The 15,243-nt window shown below is 48.5% G+C and carries 13 protein-coding genes; 8 read left to right on the forward strand and 5 right to left on the reverse strand.

The window, feature by feature from the left end; translation table 11 throughout:
* The first annotated feature begins 41 nt into the window (after positions 1 to 41).
* Positions 42 to 1,424, forward strand: coding sequence for an IS4-like element ISUnCu8 family transposase (locus MJO46_RS15155; RefSeq protein ID WP_076612412.1), 1,383 nt, complete (start codon positions 42 to 44; stop codon positions 1,422 to 1,424).
* A gap of 170 nt (positions 1,425 to 1,594) precedes the next feature.
* Here MJO46_RS15155 and rsd read toward each other — a convergent pair whose 3' ends face one another.
* A complete protein-coding gene (rsd, locus tag MJO46_RS15160; RefSeq protein ID WP_253990029.1) occupies positions 1,595 to 2,080 on the reverse strand; it encodes a sigma D regulator in 486 nt (161 codons plus the stop codon).
* 457 nt (positions 2,081 to 2,537) lie between these two features.
* On the opposite strand from rsd, the gene hemE reads away from it, so the two are divergent.
* The 3 genes from hemE (at position 2,538) to MJO46_RS15175 (ending at position 7,324) form a co-directional block, all read left to right on the forward strand.
* Positions 2,538 to 3,602 carry a uroporphyrinogen decarboxylase gene (gene hemE / locus MJO46_RS15165; RefSeq protein WP_198781240.1) on the forward strand — a complete coding sequence of 355 codons (1,065 nt, stop codon included), beginning with the start codon at positions 2,538 to 2,540 and terminating at the stop codon, positions 3,600 to 3,602.
* A 237-nt stretch (positions 3,603 to 3,839) separates the two neighbouring features.
* Complete coding sequence (locus MJO46_RS15170; RefSeq protein ID WP_253990030.1) at positions 3,840 to 6,431, forward strand: bifunctional diguanylate cyclase/phosphodiesterase; 2,592 nt, start codon at positions 3,840 to 3,842, stop codon at positions 6,429 to 6,431.
* 89 nt (positions 6,432 to 6,520) lie between these two features.
* Positions 6,521 to 7,324, forward strand: coding sequence for an SDR family oxidoreductase (locus MJO46_RS15175; RefSeq protein ID WP_253990031.1), 804 nt, complete (start codon positions 6,521 to 6,523; stop codon positions 7,322 to 7,324).
* On the opposite strand, the gene MJO46_RS15180 is transcribed toward MJO46_RS15175, so the two are convergent.
* The 3 genes from MJO46_RS15180 to purH form a co-directional block, all read right to left on the reverse strand.
* Entirely contained in the window at positions 7,321 to 7,542 is a 222-nt protein-coding gene (locus MJO46_RS15180; RefSeq protein WP_198781237.1) for a hypothetical protein, read from the reverse strand. The genes MJO46_RS15175 and MJO46_RS15180 overlap by 4 nt on opposite strands.
* Before the next feature lie 380 nt (positions 7,543 to 7,922).
* Positions 7,923 to 9,221: a phosphoribosylamine--glycine ligase gene (gene purD, locus MJO46_RS15185; protein WP_253990032.1), complete on the reverse strand. Its 1,299-nt coding sequence runs from the start codon at positions 9,219 to 9,221 to the stop codon at positions 7,923 to 7,925.
* Positions 9,222 to 9,291: 70 nt separating this feature from the next.
* Complete coding sequence (gene purH, locus MJO46_RS15190) at positions 9,292 to 10,923, reverse strand: bifunctional phosphoribosylaminoimidazolecarboxamide formyltransferase/IMP cyclohydrolase (RefSeq protein WP_253990033.1); 1,632 nt, start codon at positions 10,921 to 10,923, stop codon at positions 9,292 to 9,294.
* Positions 10,924 to 11,270: 347 nt separating this feature from the next.
* Between purH and zntR the strand changes: the two genes are divergently transcribed.
* Positions 11,271 to 11,816, forward strand: coding sequence for a Zn(2+)-responsive transcriptional regulator (gene zntR / locus MJO46_RS15195; protein ID WP_253990065.1), 546 nt, complete (start codon positions 11,271 to 11,273; stop codon positions 11,814 to 11,816).
* 2 nt (positions 11,817 to 11,818) lie between these two features.
* Positions 11,819 to 13,297 carry a permease gene (locus tag MJO46_RS15200; protein ID WP_253990034.1) on the forward strand — a complete coding sequence of 493 codons (1,479 nt, stop codon included), beginning with the start codon at positions 11,819 to 11,821 and terminating at the stop codon, positions 13,295 to 13,297.
* 110 nt (positions 13,298 to 13,407) lie between these two features.
* Here the strand turns inward: MJO46_RS15200 and MJO46_RS15205 are convergent, their stop codons facing one another.
* Complete coding sequence (locus MJO46_RS15205; protein WP_253990035.1) at positions 13,408 to 14,295, reverse strand: prohibitin family protein; 888 nt, start codon at positions 14,293 to 14,295, stop codon at positions 13,408 to 13,410.
* Between the two features lie 389 nt (positions 14,296 to 14,684).
* On the opposite strand from MJO46_RS15205, the gene MJO46_RS15210 reads away from it, so the two are divergent.
* Both MJO46_RS15210 and MJO46_RS15215 read left to right on the forward strand, forming a co-directional pair.
* Entirely contained in the window at positions 14,685 to 14,942 is a 258-nt protein-coding gene (locus MJO46_RS15210; protein WP_253990036.1) for a hypothetical protein, read from the forward strand.
* A 4-nt stretch (positions 14,943 to 14,946) separates the two neighbouring features.
* Positions 14,947 to 15,237 carry a hypothetical protein gene (locus tag MJO46_RS15215; RefSeq protein ID WP_253990037.1) on the forward strand — a complete coding sequence of 97 codons (291 nt, stop codon included), beginning with the start codon at positions 14,947 to 14,949 and terminating at the stop codon, positions 15,235 to 15,237.
* The last annotated feature ends 6 nt before the right edge of the window (positions 15,238 to 15,243 follow it).

A 15,243-nucleotide genomic window follows, 5' to 3' on the forward strand; every position in this document is an offset into this window, starting at 1 on the left:
TCGTCTAGGGCTAAATATTCGAGGCGATTATGATGAAGATGATGGATCCAGAGCAGTGGGCGCAATGTCAATTTGGGCACGCAAACCTCAACGACCCAAGACGTACACAAAGACTTGTTTCACTGGCTACCTCAATTACCCAACAACCCGGAGTTGCAGTGTCCAAACTTCCCTTATCCCCCGCTGAGATGGAAGGGGCCTACCGATTTATCCGCAATGAGAATATTCAAGCCAGTGATATTGCTGAAGCGGGTTTTCAAGCCACCGCGCAGCAAGCTCGAGAGCATGACATCTTGTTAGCACTAGAGGATACCACCTCGCTGACTTACAAGCATGACAGTGTCAGGGAGGAGTTAGGTCATACCAATCAAGGGGATAAAAACCGTGCCATTCTGGCGCATTCAATCTTGCTGTTTTCACCGCAAAGCCAGCAAGTCGTTGGGCTGATTGAACAACAGCGTTGGACGCGGGATATCACTAAGCGCGGGCAACGCCGCCAACATGCTACTCGCCCTTACGAGGAAAAAGAGAGCTACAAATGGGAACAAGCCTCCGCCAATATGTCTGCCCGTTTAGGCGAGCATATCAACAAGGTGATTTCCGTCTGTGACCGTGAGGCTGATTTGTTTGAATATCTGACCTATAAAACCCAGCACCAACAGCGCTTTGTCGTCCGCTCGATGCAGAGCCGATGCATTCAAGAGCATGCACACAAACTCTATGACTACTCGAACACATTACCGCTTGCAGCGACGAAATCTCTCCTCATTCCTCAGAAAGGCGGAAGGAAAGCCCGGGCGGTGACGCTGGAAATGAGATATGCCCGAGTGACCCTCAAAGCCCCAGCCAACAAACGCACTCAGGCAGATATCCCTCTGTATTACGTCAGTGTCGTAGAGCAAAGTCATCGTGAAGAAAAACTGGCATGGCACTTACTCACCTCCGAACCTATCACATGCTCGAAGGAGGCACTGGAGGTTGTCGGCTATTACGAGCGCCGTTGGTTGATTGAAGATTACCACAAGGTATGGAAAAGCAGTGGCACCGCGGTGGAAGAGCTGAGAATGCAGTGCCGTGAGAACCTGGAGCGTATGAGTGTGATACTGGCTTTTATCGCCACACGCTTACTCCAGCTTCGCTTTATGAAGGTATCCAAAGCGGAAGTGGCAGCACAATGTTGTGAAACGCTATTGGGTCAGAAAGCGTGGAAATTACTTTGGCTGAAAATGGAGGGACGTCCGTTACCTCAACAGGCACCCGATATGCAGTGGGCGTACGAGCGTCTGGCCAGATTAGGGGGTTGGAAAGATACCAAGCGGACAGGTCGAGCTTGTGTAGAGGTATTGTGGGAAGGATGGTTTAGGTTACAAACCATCCTTGAGGGTTACGAATTGGCCATGTCTCTCAATCACGAAGACTTGTGATCAAGAGACAGGCGTAAGCTGGCTTTTTTGTTAATGTCTGGCAATGAATAAATATCGAGTGGTTGGAGCTAAATACGGGCGAAAAATGCTGTTATGCAGCGCACTCACACCGAGTTGTGCGCCTTAGCATTGAGGGGTTTATGTTTGAGGCGTTACATCTGTTTGAGGAGTTACGCCTGTTGGGCTGGCTCTGAATAGTTGTGATGCAGTACTTCGAGGAGTTCATCCTCTAGCTCAAAACGGGTTTCCATCGCCTGGGCCAACTCAGACAGATCTTTATCGAGTTGATATAGCACTTGATCGTCCTGCGCTTCGGCGTATTTATCGTTGAAATCCAGGGCTATATTGGTCGTTGGGGTAATTTGAGGTAGCACTTGCTGGGCTAAGGTCTTGCTCGATTCACCAAATTTTTCGCAGGCGGTAACGACTCTATCGTACACTTCAAAATGCCCTTCGGAGACATAATCGACTAACAGATCGCAGAAGGATTTTACATTTTCGAAGGAGGGAAGGGACTTCTCTGATTTAGTGTAGGGAGGTAATCCAGCAATTTGACAGTAATGCACTAACAGCTTGCGACGATTTTCTAGCCATTGATCTATAAGCTTATTTGAACCGCCCCACTTCTGTTCTGCTTTTTCGAGTTCTCTCAGCATGATGCATTCCACTTAAGTGCCCGGACATGCTTCTAATGTAGGGGAGAAACCGCTATTTGATCAACACTTTTTATCGGCTTTTGCGTGAATAAGCCTATGGACAAACCAGTTGTTTTGTATAAAAAATACAGAAATAAAAAGCCCAACGATAGAAACCTATCGTTGGGCGAGTATGTATATAGTAGGCTCGATGCGACGAGCTTCTTGATTGTTCTTGCTAGCGCAGACTTTTTATACCAAAGGCGGACAGCAGGCGCAACTTTTTTCTGCCTGAGTGTGACTTCGGGTTTGATTGCTAAACAGGGTGTTATCTGGTTAACATTTTAGTGCTAAGTGATTAATTGGACGCCAATGATGGGGATTAGCTCACATAAATTAGCTCATAAAGGTTACATTATTCGCGTAAATGCTAAACTACCGACCCAGCGGATCTCAATAAGTCTAGGAATCAAGCCAAATGGCAGAACTAAAGAATGATCGTTATTTACGCGCCCTACTGAAACAACCTGTCGATATGACCCCCGTTTGGATGATGCGTCAAGCTGGCCGTTATCTCCCTGAATATAAAGCGACTCGCGCACAAGCGGGCGATTTCATGTCTTTATGTAAAAACCATGAGCTGGCCTGTGAAGTGACCCTGCAACCCCTGCGTCGTTATGAGTTGGATGCGGCTATTCTGTTTTCCGATATTTTAACTGTGCCCGATGCTATGGGCTTAGGTCTGTATTTTGAGGCGGGTGAAGGCCCACGTTTTGAGCGCCCAACAGACACTATCGATGCTATTAAAAAACTATCAATCCCAGATCCAGAAGATGATCTGGGTTATGTGATGAAGGCCGTGAGCACCATTCGCCGTGAACTGAACGGCGCTGTGCCGTTAATCGGTTTCTCTGGTTCGCCTTGGACGCTGGCGACTTACATGGTGGAAGGTGGTTCGAGCAAAACCTTCGAAAAAATCAAGAAGATGGCCTATGCCGAGCCTGCTGCGCTGCATATGTTGCTCGATAAGTTAGCAGATTCTGTGACTCTGTATCTGAATGCTCAGGTGGCTAACGGCGCGCAATCTTTAATGATCTTTGACTCTTGGGGCGGCGCGCTATCGCACACGGCTTACCGTGAGTTTTCATTACGTTATATGCAGAAGATTGTCGATGGTCTGACTCGCTTTGCCGATGGTCGCCAAGTGCCAGTGACCCTATTCACTAAGGGCGGCGGTTTATGGTTAGAAGCCATGGCCGAAACCGGTTGTGACGCCTTAGGTTTAGACTGGACTGTGGACATTGCCGATGCCCGTCGCCGTGTCGGCCATAAAGTGGCACTGCAAGGCAATATGGATCCATCTATGTTGTATGCGCCAATTCCCCGTATTGAAGAGGAAGTTGGGCAAATTCTCGCGGGATACGGTGAAGGTACTGGCCATGTATTTAACTTAGGCCATGGCATTCACCAGCATGTTGACCCAGAGCATGCGGGCGCCTTTATCAAGGCGGTTCACGCTCAATCTAAGCAATATCATAAATGAGATAACGCTCGTTGACACATTAACGGACCTTAGGGTCCGTTTTTTTATGCTATTTGCAGAATTACTGCGTTAAATCAAAGGGGTGAAAGGCAATTAAATGCATGCTATCGCTTACTTTAGCGACGGATAAAGCTAAGTGATGTTTAATACTATTCGTAAATGAGCTATGTTGCATGGCGCAGCGAAGGATTATGCGCAGCTATCAGTCAATTTAGTCATAAAAAGCCGTGGTAAGAGATGCACATTGGCAAGAAAATATTGGTATTTATTGCGGGCTTTTGTCTTCCTGCGGTGGTAATTGTTTCCTATTGCCTTGGTTATTGGTATGACCATCGGGTGGAGCTATTACGCCAGGATAGTGCTAACCGTGAGCTGACGAATATCCAGCAGCAATTCCAAATTGATGTCGATCGTTTAGCCTTTCTAACAAATATCTACGCCTTGCCGCTATCCCAGCTCTATGGGTCGCAACTTAGCACTTTAGAATCGACCTTAGAATCTTCATGGCACTCCAGCTCAATGTCGGCCAATCTGAGTTGGTATATTCTCGCTGGCGGTGAGTTACGCGCTTTTCTCCCTAATAAACAGCCTCTTGCAAGCGATAAGCTGCAGGAAATTGCGAACGCCGTGACAGCCATAGGCAAACCGAGTGTTGCAGGGGCTTATTTGATTGGTAATCAAGCCTTTGTGGTGACGGCTGTCACCTCCGGTCCCAAGGAATATGTGCTGCTAATACGCCAGCTGACACCCAATGATCTCTTGGAATATGCGCAGGCCTCCTTAGTGACTAAGGTGACAATGAGCCACTCGGCTGTAGCCGCATCAAATACAGAGGGCACTCATAGCGATATCATTGAAATTCCAGGTCTTTTAAAGAACGAGCCTATTTATCTACAGGTCTTTTTCTCCGATGGTCTTTTCCAAGCGGTAAAATTTAGGCTCGACTGGGTATCCCTAAGCTTTATTTTACTGGGCGTGTTTATTGTTGCCCTCGGTTATATTTGGCTTCGCAGGGGCCTGCTTAAACCCTTTAAGCATCTCATGCAGCAATTGGCCTTGGTCGATCCTATGTCCAGTGTCTATCGACCCGTAATGGCGGAGGGAAACCAAGAGTTAGAAGTGCTCGCGAGCCATGTTAATAGCCTGCTGGCAAGAATTTTTCAGCAAAAAGAACGGGCTAAAATTACCTTAGAATCCATTGCCGAAGCCGTTATTTTGACCGATGTCGATGCTAAAGTGCTTTATATGAATGCAAAGGCTGAGTCTCTGCTCGGAGTGGTGAGTGCTGACGCCCTTACTCTGAGTCTTGGGAGTCTCCTAAAAGCCAGTGAATCACTCAATCAAGCGGTATTCAATTGTATTCGCCTCGGCGATTCAACTCCCCAGACTGAAAAAATTAAGTTATTAACCGCCTCTCCGCGGATCATGGAGCGCAGTATCAGCAATGTGCGCGGCCACAACAGAGATATAGTCGGTACTGTGGTGGTACTGCGTGATATTACCCAAGAAGAGTTGCTTAAGCGTCAACTGCAGAGAAGGGCAAATATCGATAGCGTAACTCAGTTGCTCAATCGGCAAGCCTTTGAGGAGCGCCTCCCTCATTTCGCCCACAACGCTAAGACTATCGCCGTCTGTTACCTCGATTTAGAGCAATTTAAGTTGATCAACGACAGTTGCGGCCATGCAGCGGGGGACCGGATGTTGGCTATGGTGGCAAAGGCGATGCAAGCTTGTCTTGGGCCAGGGGAGCTGTTGGCGCGCCTTGGGGGGGATGAGTTTGGGCTGGTGATGTGTAACCGTACGGCCTTATCTGTAGCGCAGTTGCTAAAGCAGGTGAGCGCTCGGGTATCTCTGCAAGTGTTAAATGACAAAAATTGCCACTATAAAGTGGGCTTAAGCATAGGGGTCGCCTTTGGGCGAGCGCCTTTTATTGATGCCCAAGAACTCTTGAAGGATGCCGATATAGCCTGTATTGCCGCTAAGGCCAAGGGATCTAATCAAATCCATTTTTACGATGATAAAGATAAAGAACTGACTTATCAGCGCAATGCTCCTAAATGGGCGGTGAGGATTGCACAGGCGATTGAGGACAATGAACTGATCCTCTACTACCAGCCAATCCGCGGTCTAGGTGCTGGGCCTAAGCGTCAACGGATGGAAATTTTACTGCGTATCCAGGAGCCCTGTGGCCGCATTCTCGCTCCCGCACAATTTATTGCCGCCGCAGAGCGCTTTAAGCTGATGCCTGAAATCGATAAAGAAGTGATCCGCAAAGCTTTTTTATGGTTGTCCCTGCATCCGGATCTTTGGCCTGATCATTGTATTTCTATCAACCTTTCGGGCAATAGTTTAGGCGCCGAAGGTATGGTGGAATACATTGCCCAGCAGCAAGGTATCTTTGATATTCCAAGCCAATGTATTTGCTTTGAAATTACCGAAACTACCGCGATTCAAAACCGCCACCGCGGCATGGAAATGCTCAAACAGTTACGCAAATTAGGTTTTTCATTCGCATTGGATGATTTTGGCAGTGGCTTTGCGTCCTATGGTTATCTGCGAGAATTACCCGTGGACTATGTGAAAATTGACGGTTGCTTCGTTAAAAACCTCGCCGTGAACGCCAAAGACTATGCCATAGTCAAATCGATTCAGGATGTTTGCCGTGTAATGGGCATCGAAACCGTCGCTGAGTTTGTGGAAAATCAAGATATTATTGATTGCTTGCAAAGTATCGGTATCAACTATGCGCAGGGTTACGCCATCGGCAGGCCGCAGCCTCTCGCTAACTATCGTGAACAATACGGGATAGACATAGCGCAACGTGCATAGGGGATTGCACATAGGGGATTGCGCTTTGGGTATGATTATGCCAGTTTACGCTAAAGCATAATTAACATATTGATAACAAGGGAATGGTTATGGATGGACTCACTGGCAAAGTGGTGATTATCACGGGTGCCTCAGAAGGTATTGGCCGAGCACTCGCGACGGCAATGGCACGTATTGGGTGCCAACTTGTGCTCAGTGCGCGCAATGAAACTCGCCTCGCTTCACTCGCCCTCGAAATTGCCAATTATGGCCCCACGCCCTTGGTATTTGCCGCCGATGTGACGAGTCCTGAGCAGTGCGAGGCACTGATCCAAGCGACTATTGCCCACTATGGCCGTCTCGATATCTTAGTCAATAACGCTGGCATGACCATGTGGTCGCGCTTCGATGAGTTAACCCAGCTGTCGGTGCTCGACGAGATCATGCGCGTCAATTATCTTGGCCCCGCCTATTTGACCCATGCCGCGTTACCCCATTTAAAGGCAAGCCAAGGCCAAGTCGTGGTCGTGGCGTCGGTCGCTGGATTAACGGGAGTGCCGACCCGCAGTGGTTATGCCGCTTCTAAACATGCTGTGATCGGTTTTTTTGATTCTTTGCGGATTGAATTGGCAGATGACAATGTGGCCGTGACGGTTATTTGCCCTGACTTTGTCGTATCGCAAATTCACAAACGCGCCCTCGATGGTAACGGTAAACCCCTAGGCAAGTCCCCCATGCAGGAGTCGAAAATCCTCACTGCAGAGGAATGCGCCAATATGATGTTACCTGTGATAGCGACCCGTGGGCGGCAGTTGATTACTTCTCTGCGCGGTCGCCTTGGGCGCTGGCTTAAACTGATCGCCCCAGGCTTAATCGATAAAATTGCCCGCAGGGCGATAGCTTCAGGCCATTAGCGGTTATTGAGGTGTTTAACTATGGTTTGCTCGGCTTCGTTTTGGGTCGCTTTAGCTCCCTTTGCGAGAATATTCATCGTCGCTTTGTGGCCGGTGAGATCCTCAGCAATATGTAGCCAGTCGGGATGCCAGTAAAAATCCAGTCCCGAGAGTGTTTGCCAGTTATGCACGCCGGACTTTTCGCCTTGATAAATAATGTCTTTGATTGAATAACCCATAGAAAACCCCTGATTTATTATTGGATATCATTATTGAGGTTAAATAGTGCGCGCTCCATATCGCGACTGATGTGCGTTAGGTCACGCTTTTAGGCAAAAATAAACCTCGCATCGGCGAGGTTTATTGTTTATTACACTTAAGCTTCAGTGCCTTAAAGTCTAGTGTCTTAAAGTCTAGAGTATTAAGGTTTAGCGCATTGGCTGGGTGAGCTTGTACCTTTCCAAAGCGTACTGCCATCGCTCAGTGATATTGTAGCTTGCGGCTTAGGTTTTTAATATGGATGATTTCATTTAAAATCATTAACTTATAATTAATTAACGTGAATGTTCAGGCATAAAAAAACCGGCATATTGCCGGTTTTTGTAAAAAAGCTTAAATATTAATCTTGTTGCTCACGGGCGATGGCGCGATAGCCAATATCGGTACGGAAATACACATCATCCCAGTGGATTTCATCAACCAATTTATAGGCTGCTTTTTGCGCTTCGGTGACAGTGTTACCCAGTGCGGTGGCGCAGAGTACGCGACCGCCATTGGTGACCACGTGGCCGTCTTTCATCTCAGTGCCCGCATGGAATACTTTGCCGTCGTTATCGCCAAGGCTTAAACCGTCGATCACATCGCCTTTACGATACTCATCTGGGTAACCGCCAGCGGCTAATACCACGCCAACAGCTGCGCGCTCGTCGTATTCGGCGGTGACTTTATCGAGTTCGCCACGGGTGGCGGCTAAACAAAGTTCCACTAAGTCTGACTTTAAGCGCATCATAATTGGCTGAGTTTCTGGATCGCCGAAGCGGCAGTTGTACTCGAGCACTTTGGCGCTGCCATCGGGCGCTATCATCAAGCCTGCATACAAAAAGCCTGTGTAGACATTGCCTTCTGCCGCCATGCCATCGACCGTTGGGCGAATCACATTGGCCACAGTCCAATCGTGTACCGCTTGGGTGACCACAGGTGCGGGCGAGTAGGCGCCCATACCGCCGGTATTTGGACCATGGTCGGCATTATCACGGGCCTTATGATCTTGGCTAGTTGCCATTGGCAGAATGTTTTTGCCATCGACCATGACGATAAAGCTGGCTTCTTCGCCTTTGAGGAATTCTTCAATGACGACGCGAGAACCCGCATCACCAAACTTATTACCGGCGAGCATATCTTCGATTGCTGCATCGGCTTCGGTTTGGTCTTGGGCGATGATCACGCCTTTACCCGCGGCTAAACCGTCGGCTTTGATGACGACAGGGTAGCCTGTGGTGGCGGTTAATTCACGTACGAAGGCTTTAGCGTCGTTGATTTCAGTGCAGTTTTTATAACCCGCCGTTGGGATATTGTGGCGTGCTAAGAAGTCCTTAGTGAACGCCTTAGAGCCTTCTAACTGCGCAGCAGCTTTGGTTGGGCCAAAAATCGCTAAACCTGCGGCGTTAAAGGCATCAACGACACCGATAACGAGCGGTGCTTCTGGGCCGACTATGGTCAGTTCAATCTGATTGGTTTTCGCAAAATCCAGCAGAGCAGGAATATCGGTGGCGCTGATCGCCAGATTCTCAACATTAGGTTCTAGGGCTGTGCCCGCATTGCCGGGTGCTACATAAACGGTATCAACTTGAGCCGATTGAGCGGCTTTCCAAGCTAGGGCATGTTCGCGGCCGCCGCCACCAATGATTAACACTTTCATGGTTAAAACTCCCACACATCGCAAAGGAAAAGGCCCTAATCGCTAGGGCCAAGTTTGATTTAAGTTGTTATCAATGACGGAAGTGGCGCATGCCTGTCATCACCATGGCCATGCCGTGCTCGTCCGCAGCGGCGATGATTTCAGCATCGCGCATTGAGCCGCCTGGCTGTATGATGCAGCTGATGCCCGCAGCCGCTGCGGCATCGATACCGTCACGGAAGGGGAAGAAAGCATCGGAGGCCATTACAGAATTGACTACTTCTAAGCCTTCATCGGCGGCCTTGATGCCAGCAATTTTAGCGCTGTAAACGCGGCTCATTTGGCCTGCGCCGACACCGATGGTCATGCCGTCTTTAGCGTAAACAATCGCGTTAGATTTAACGAATTTCGCCACTTTCCAGCAGAACATTAAGTCTTTGAGTTCGCTCTCAGTGGGTTGACGTTTAGAGACCACTTTAATGTCTTCTAAACCGACCATACCTTGGTCGCGATCTTGCACTAACAAGCCGCCGTTAACGCGCTTGTAGTCTAAGGTTTGGGTCTTAGTATTCCACTGACCACATTCCAATAAACGCACGTTGGTCTTTTTCGCCACCACATCGCGCGCCGCTTGACTCACGCTTGGCGCAATAATCACTTCAACGAATTGACGCTCAACGATAGCGCTTGCGGTGGCTGCATCTAATTCGCCGTTGAAGGCGATAATGCCACCGAAGGCTGAGGTTGGGTCAGTTTGATAGGCGCGGTTATAGGCATCGAGCAAGTCTTTACCTAAGGCCACACCACAGGGGTTAGCGTGCTTAACGATAACACAGGCTGGCTCGTTGAATTCTTTTACGCACTCAAGAGCTGCGTCTGTATCGGCGATATTGTTGTAAGACAGCGCCTTACCTTGCAGTTGTACTGCAGTCGCCACAGAAGCTTCATCAATTTTCGTGTCGACATAGAAAGCCGCCGCCTGATGGCTGTTTTCGCCATAGCGTAAGTCTTGCTTCTTGACTAATTGGGTGTTGAAGGTGCGTGGGAATTTTGAGCCTTCAACGGATAGGGAGTCTTCGAAGCATTCGTCCGTGCTGTGCGCAGGAACCCTATGCATTGGAACCATAGTGCCGAAGTAGTTGGCGATCATGCCATCGTAACCCGCAGTGTGCTCAAAGGCGGCAATCGCTAAATCGAAACGGGTCGCATAGGTGGTGCTGCCATTGTTGGCGGCCATTTCGGTTAATACGCGGTTATAGTCGGCCGCATTTACCACGATAGTCACATCTTTATGGTTTTTCGCTGCAGCGCGCACCATAGTTGGGCCGCCAATATCGATATTTTCGATAGCGTCTTCTAAGGTACAACCGGCTTTAGCCACAGTTTCAGCGAAGGGATAAAGGTTAACCGCAACCAGATCGATGGCATTGATATTGTTGTCGGCCATGACGCTTTCATCGAGACCGCGGCGCGCCAAAATGCCGCCGTGCACTTTAGGGTGCAGCGTCTTAACACGACCGTCCATGATCTCAGGGTGTCCTGTGTAATCAGATACTTCGATAACAGGCACGTCGTTATCCGCTAACAGGCGAGCTGTGCCGCCAGTCGATAACAGTTCCACACCTTGGGCGTGAAGTGCTTTGGCGAACTCGAGAATTCCGGTTTTATCTGAAACGCTTAACAGCGCGCGACGAATGGGTCTGGCATTATTTGCAGCAGTCATTTGGGTACAGGGTCCAGTTATTTTAGTTTCAAGGATCTTTCGGAAAACAGAACAGCCTTAGTGCTGCACCGCTTTCCAAAAGTCCCTTGGTCCTATTTTGCGTTATTCGCTAACTTTTTATCCCTTCATCACGGCGCGCGTATTCTACCGTAAAACTGCATTTACGGGTGTTTTTTCTGCGTGATTTCACAATATTCATATCAGAACAACGTGGAGTGGTTTCTGAGTGCGGTATAAATTAAAAATACCCCTTGACCTTGGAGTAGGCTCCAAGGTTTATACTCGCTTCATTGAGTTGTATGCTGGAAACTCTCCTTGAGTTGGGGGCTTTCGCAAAGGATAAAGACATGTATCGTATTGGTGAACTGGCGGATGTGTGTGAGGTGAAAGCCGACACCTTAAGATTTTACGAGAAGCACGGTTTACTCGCGCCTTCGAGCCGTACCGAGTCTGGCTATCGCGTGTATACCGAGGCCGATGCTGCGCGGTTACGTTTTATTTTGCGGGCCAAGGCCGTGGGTTTTACCCTCAATGAAATCAGTGAATTACTTTCAATCGAGCTCGATAAGTCTAATCGTGTCTGCGCCGATGTGAAGGGCATGGTCGATATTAAATTGGCCCAAGTACAGGCCAAAATTGCCGAGTTGCTGCATTTTCAAACCAGTTTGCAGAGTCTGTCCGATGCCTGTTGTGGTGGGCCGCGTAGCGCCGAACATTGCTCTATTTTAGAGGCGTTGGAATCCAGTACTGAGGGGGTTCGTGTGGAGCATCACTCCCATGAAGCCCTTAAGTACGATGACAATCAGCAGCAAGTACATCGGCACCAAGCACCGAAGAATGAGACGTACCAGCATACTCACGGCAAAACAATCCATGATGAGTCAGGGAATTAATTATGTTACTGAAGAATTTTATCGATCTTTTTTTAGACTCGGCGCCTTGGTTGTTATTGGGCTTGATTTTGGCCGGATTATTAAAAGTATTCGTGCCTATGGCGTGGATGCAAAAACAGCTCGGCGGTCACGGTTTTAAAACTGTGGTGAAGGCGGCGCTGCTTGGCGCACCTTTACCTTTATGCTCCTGCGGCGTGATCCCTGCTGCTGTGGGGCTGCGCCGCTCCGGTGCCTCTAAGGCGGCAACCACCTCCTTTTTAGTCTCAACCCCTGAAACGGGCGTCGATTCAGTGACGGTTTCCTATGTCTTACTCGGCCCTTTTATGGCAATAGTGCGGCCTATTGCGGCGATCACTAGCGCCATTGTGGCGGGCTTATTGGTGGGTCGTGATGATGACGATGGCAAACCTGTCGTTAAGGCCGAAGCTCAATCAGACAAAGCATTAGCTAGCGGTGCTCCTGTCGCTTCATGCTGTGCTTCTAAATCCTCGTCGCCAGAAACTGTGGTAAAAGCAGAAACGGTGAAAAGCTGCTGCGCATCGACTAAGGCACCTGCAATCACGCCTGTTAAGTCTTCCTGTTGTGGCAGTGATGGTGAGCAAACTCCATCAACCGAGCCGAAAATCAAAATGACACCTATGTCAGCACCAAGTTTAATGGCGGGTTCTTCCAGTGTGATGGCTGCGGGCCAAACCTTTGGGTCTGTGGCCAAGGTTAACGCTGTTAAAGTGGAAAGCGCGGGCTCGTGTTGTGGAAGCCAAACCACAGAGCCTGAAAAAATCGTGGTGGTGAAAAAAGGCGCCTGCTGCGGCAGCGCTAAAGATACAGAGCAGGTTAGTGCTAACTCTGCAGGCGAAAGCTGCTGCGCTTCGACCCAAGATATGGCGACTGAGTTTAAGTCTGAGTCTGTGATTGCGCGGGTCGGCATTGGGCTTAAATATGCAGCGACGGATCTGGTGCGCGATACCACGCTGTGGCTGCTGGTGGGTTTATTCTTCGCTGCATTAGTACAAACCTATGTTCCCGCTGACTTTTTAGCTAAGTGGGGCGATGGATTACTGGCCATGCTGGTGATGGTGCTAGTATCTGTGCCTATGTATATCTGCGCCACGGCATCGACGCCGATTGCAGCGGGTTTGCTACTTGCGGGTGTATCACCGGGTGCCGTGCTGGTGTTTATGATGGCAGGACCTGCGACCAATATCGCCACTTTAGGCGTGGTTGGCAAAGAGCTCGGTAAACGTGCGCTGTGGGGATACCTTGGCGGAGTGCTCGGTGTGGCTTTAGTGGCGGGTATGTTAGTCAATTATCTGGTGGATACCTTTGGCTTTGAGGTGATGCCACAGATTGGCCATGAACACCAAATGCTACCAAGTTGGTTAGTGGCCACCTCGGGCATAGTGCTGGCGTTGCTGATGGCGAAAGTGGTGTTTGAGAAGATCCCAAGAAGCTGGTTACGTCGCAGCGATTGCTGTTCTTAATCGGCTGATATTCAGCTAAGTATTATCGAGCCAATAAAAATCCCAGTGTTAGGGTTAACACTGGGATTTTTTATTGTCGGTTTACTTTTTTTGCTCGGTTCAACTAAGGGTTAGTTCGCTTTTTTCGCATCGATAAAGGGCAGTGTGCCCGTTGGTAAGACTGTGGTGGGCAGTTTGCCATCCCATTTTTCGGCCTTAGTCAGTTCAACTAAGTTTTGATTTTGTGCCAGGGCTTCGGCGCGACTCTTAATCGCAGAGGCTTCAGCGTCGCCTTTAATGCGGATACTTTCTGCTTCGGCCTTGGCGCGGGCCAGTTGTGAGTCCGCCTCTGCCTGCGCTTGAGTGACGGCAATTTGCGCGCTAACTCGCTCTTTCTCTAAGTTTTGCAGTTGGGTTTGTACTTCCACTTCGGCGCGCATTCTGTCTTCGACGGATTTTTCATAGGCGTTGGAGAAGTCGATATTTTCAATCTGTACTGAGGTGATTTCTACCGGCCCTTTAACGGCTTGGGTTATAGCGTTAGTGACATCGATACCGAATTTTATCCGCTCCTGCACCACTGAAATCGCCGTATATTTACCAAAAATATTTTCCACTTGAGTGGGGACTTGCCTGTCGAGCAGGCGGGCGACCATAGCATCGATACTTTTGAAGTTAGCATATACTTCTTCCACTCTGTCTGGTGGTACGTTAAAGGTGACCGAAGCTTTGAGTGTCGCGGGTTGTTGATCACGGCTATAGGCCTGTAGCGAGGTATAGCTAGTGGTATGGGTTTGGGTGGAGATTTTAATCACAGTATCAAAGACGGGAATTTTAAATCCAAGCCCAGGCTCGGCGGTGCCAATAATCTTACCATTACGCAGAATGACTCCCCGCTCGCCTTGGTCAACCGTATACCAACTGCCAAAGAGAGAAATAAACAGGATCAACAAAATAACGATGGGGATAATTTTGGCTAGGCCGATTGATCTAGGTAAATTGAGTTCATTTTTAATCATTTAGCTTCCTTTGCTGACGAGGTTATACACTTGCTGTTGGTATTGTGCTTGGCCAAATCATCACGATTTAGGCTCACAATATTGGGCCGGGGTTCAACCGCCTTGGGTTTATCCCTTAGGGTGGAATGTAACTTAATGGTTAATTTGTCGCAATAATTCGATAACGGGATCTTGCCGTTGTGATATGGGCTGCATTAGTTAGCCTTACAGTGTAAATCTTATTGCGAACTATTCTCACAAAAGATAATGTCGCGGCAGCATACTCTATTTATCTATGGCTTTCATAATGTTACATCAGTGCTTTGTTGGCGTTTTGCCTCGCCTTAAGGGGGGCTTCTCACTGATGTTTGATGTTGAAGGCAAACGCTTGCGTTGAAGGAGTTAAATCTGTGTTACAGCTCTTGTTGGTATTGGGCTCAGTTTTAGCCTGCTTATGTTTGTATCTCAGTAATAAACAGCAAAATGTACTCGCTCAAGCCCTCCCTAAGCGCTACTGGCGCAGCCTTGGCTACGGTTTAGCCCTCGGCTGTTTAGTCGGATGCCTGTACCTTTTTACCCTAAGTGCAGCCATTTTCACTTGGTTAGCTTTGTTGATGTTATTGACTGGGTTGGTGCCATTTTTATCTTTGATTATCAGTAGGAAATAGCGAAATGGCGCGTTTAAATAATGCTGAAAAAATTCAGCCAGATTGGTGGCTTAAGACATTAGCGGGTTTGATCTTAGGCTTCACCCTTGCCCTAGGTTTGGTGGGGTTGTTTGCCTGGTTTGGCCCAGGTGGTATCGATGCCGATACCAAAGTGCAGTTCAATATGTGGATGATTCCACCCATCTGGCTGTTGATTTTAAGTTTTAGTTTCCTATTTAAAAATGGGCTAAGGGCAATTGGCTATCTAAGCTTGTTTAACATTTTGATTTATATGTTTTTATATACCTTTAGGTGATAAGGG

The organism is Shewanella sp. KJ2020, from assembly GCF_024197625.1.
Taxonomy (GTDB): domain Bacteria; phylum Pseudomonadota; class Gammaproteobacteria; order Enterobacterales; family Shewanellaceae; genus Shewanella.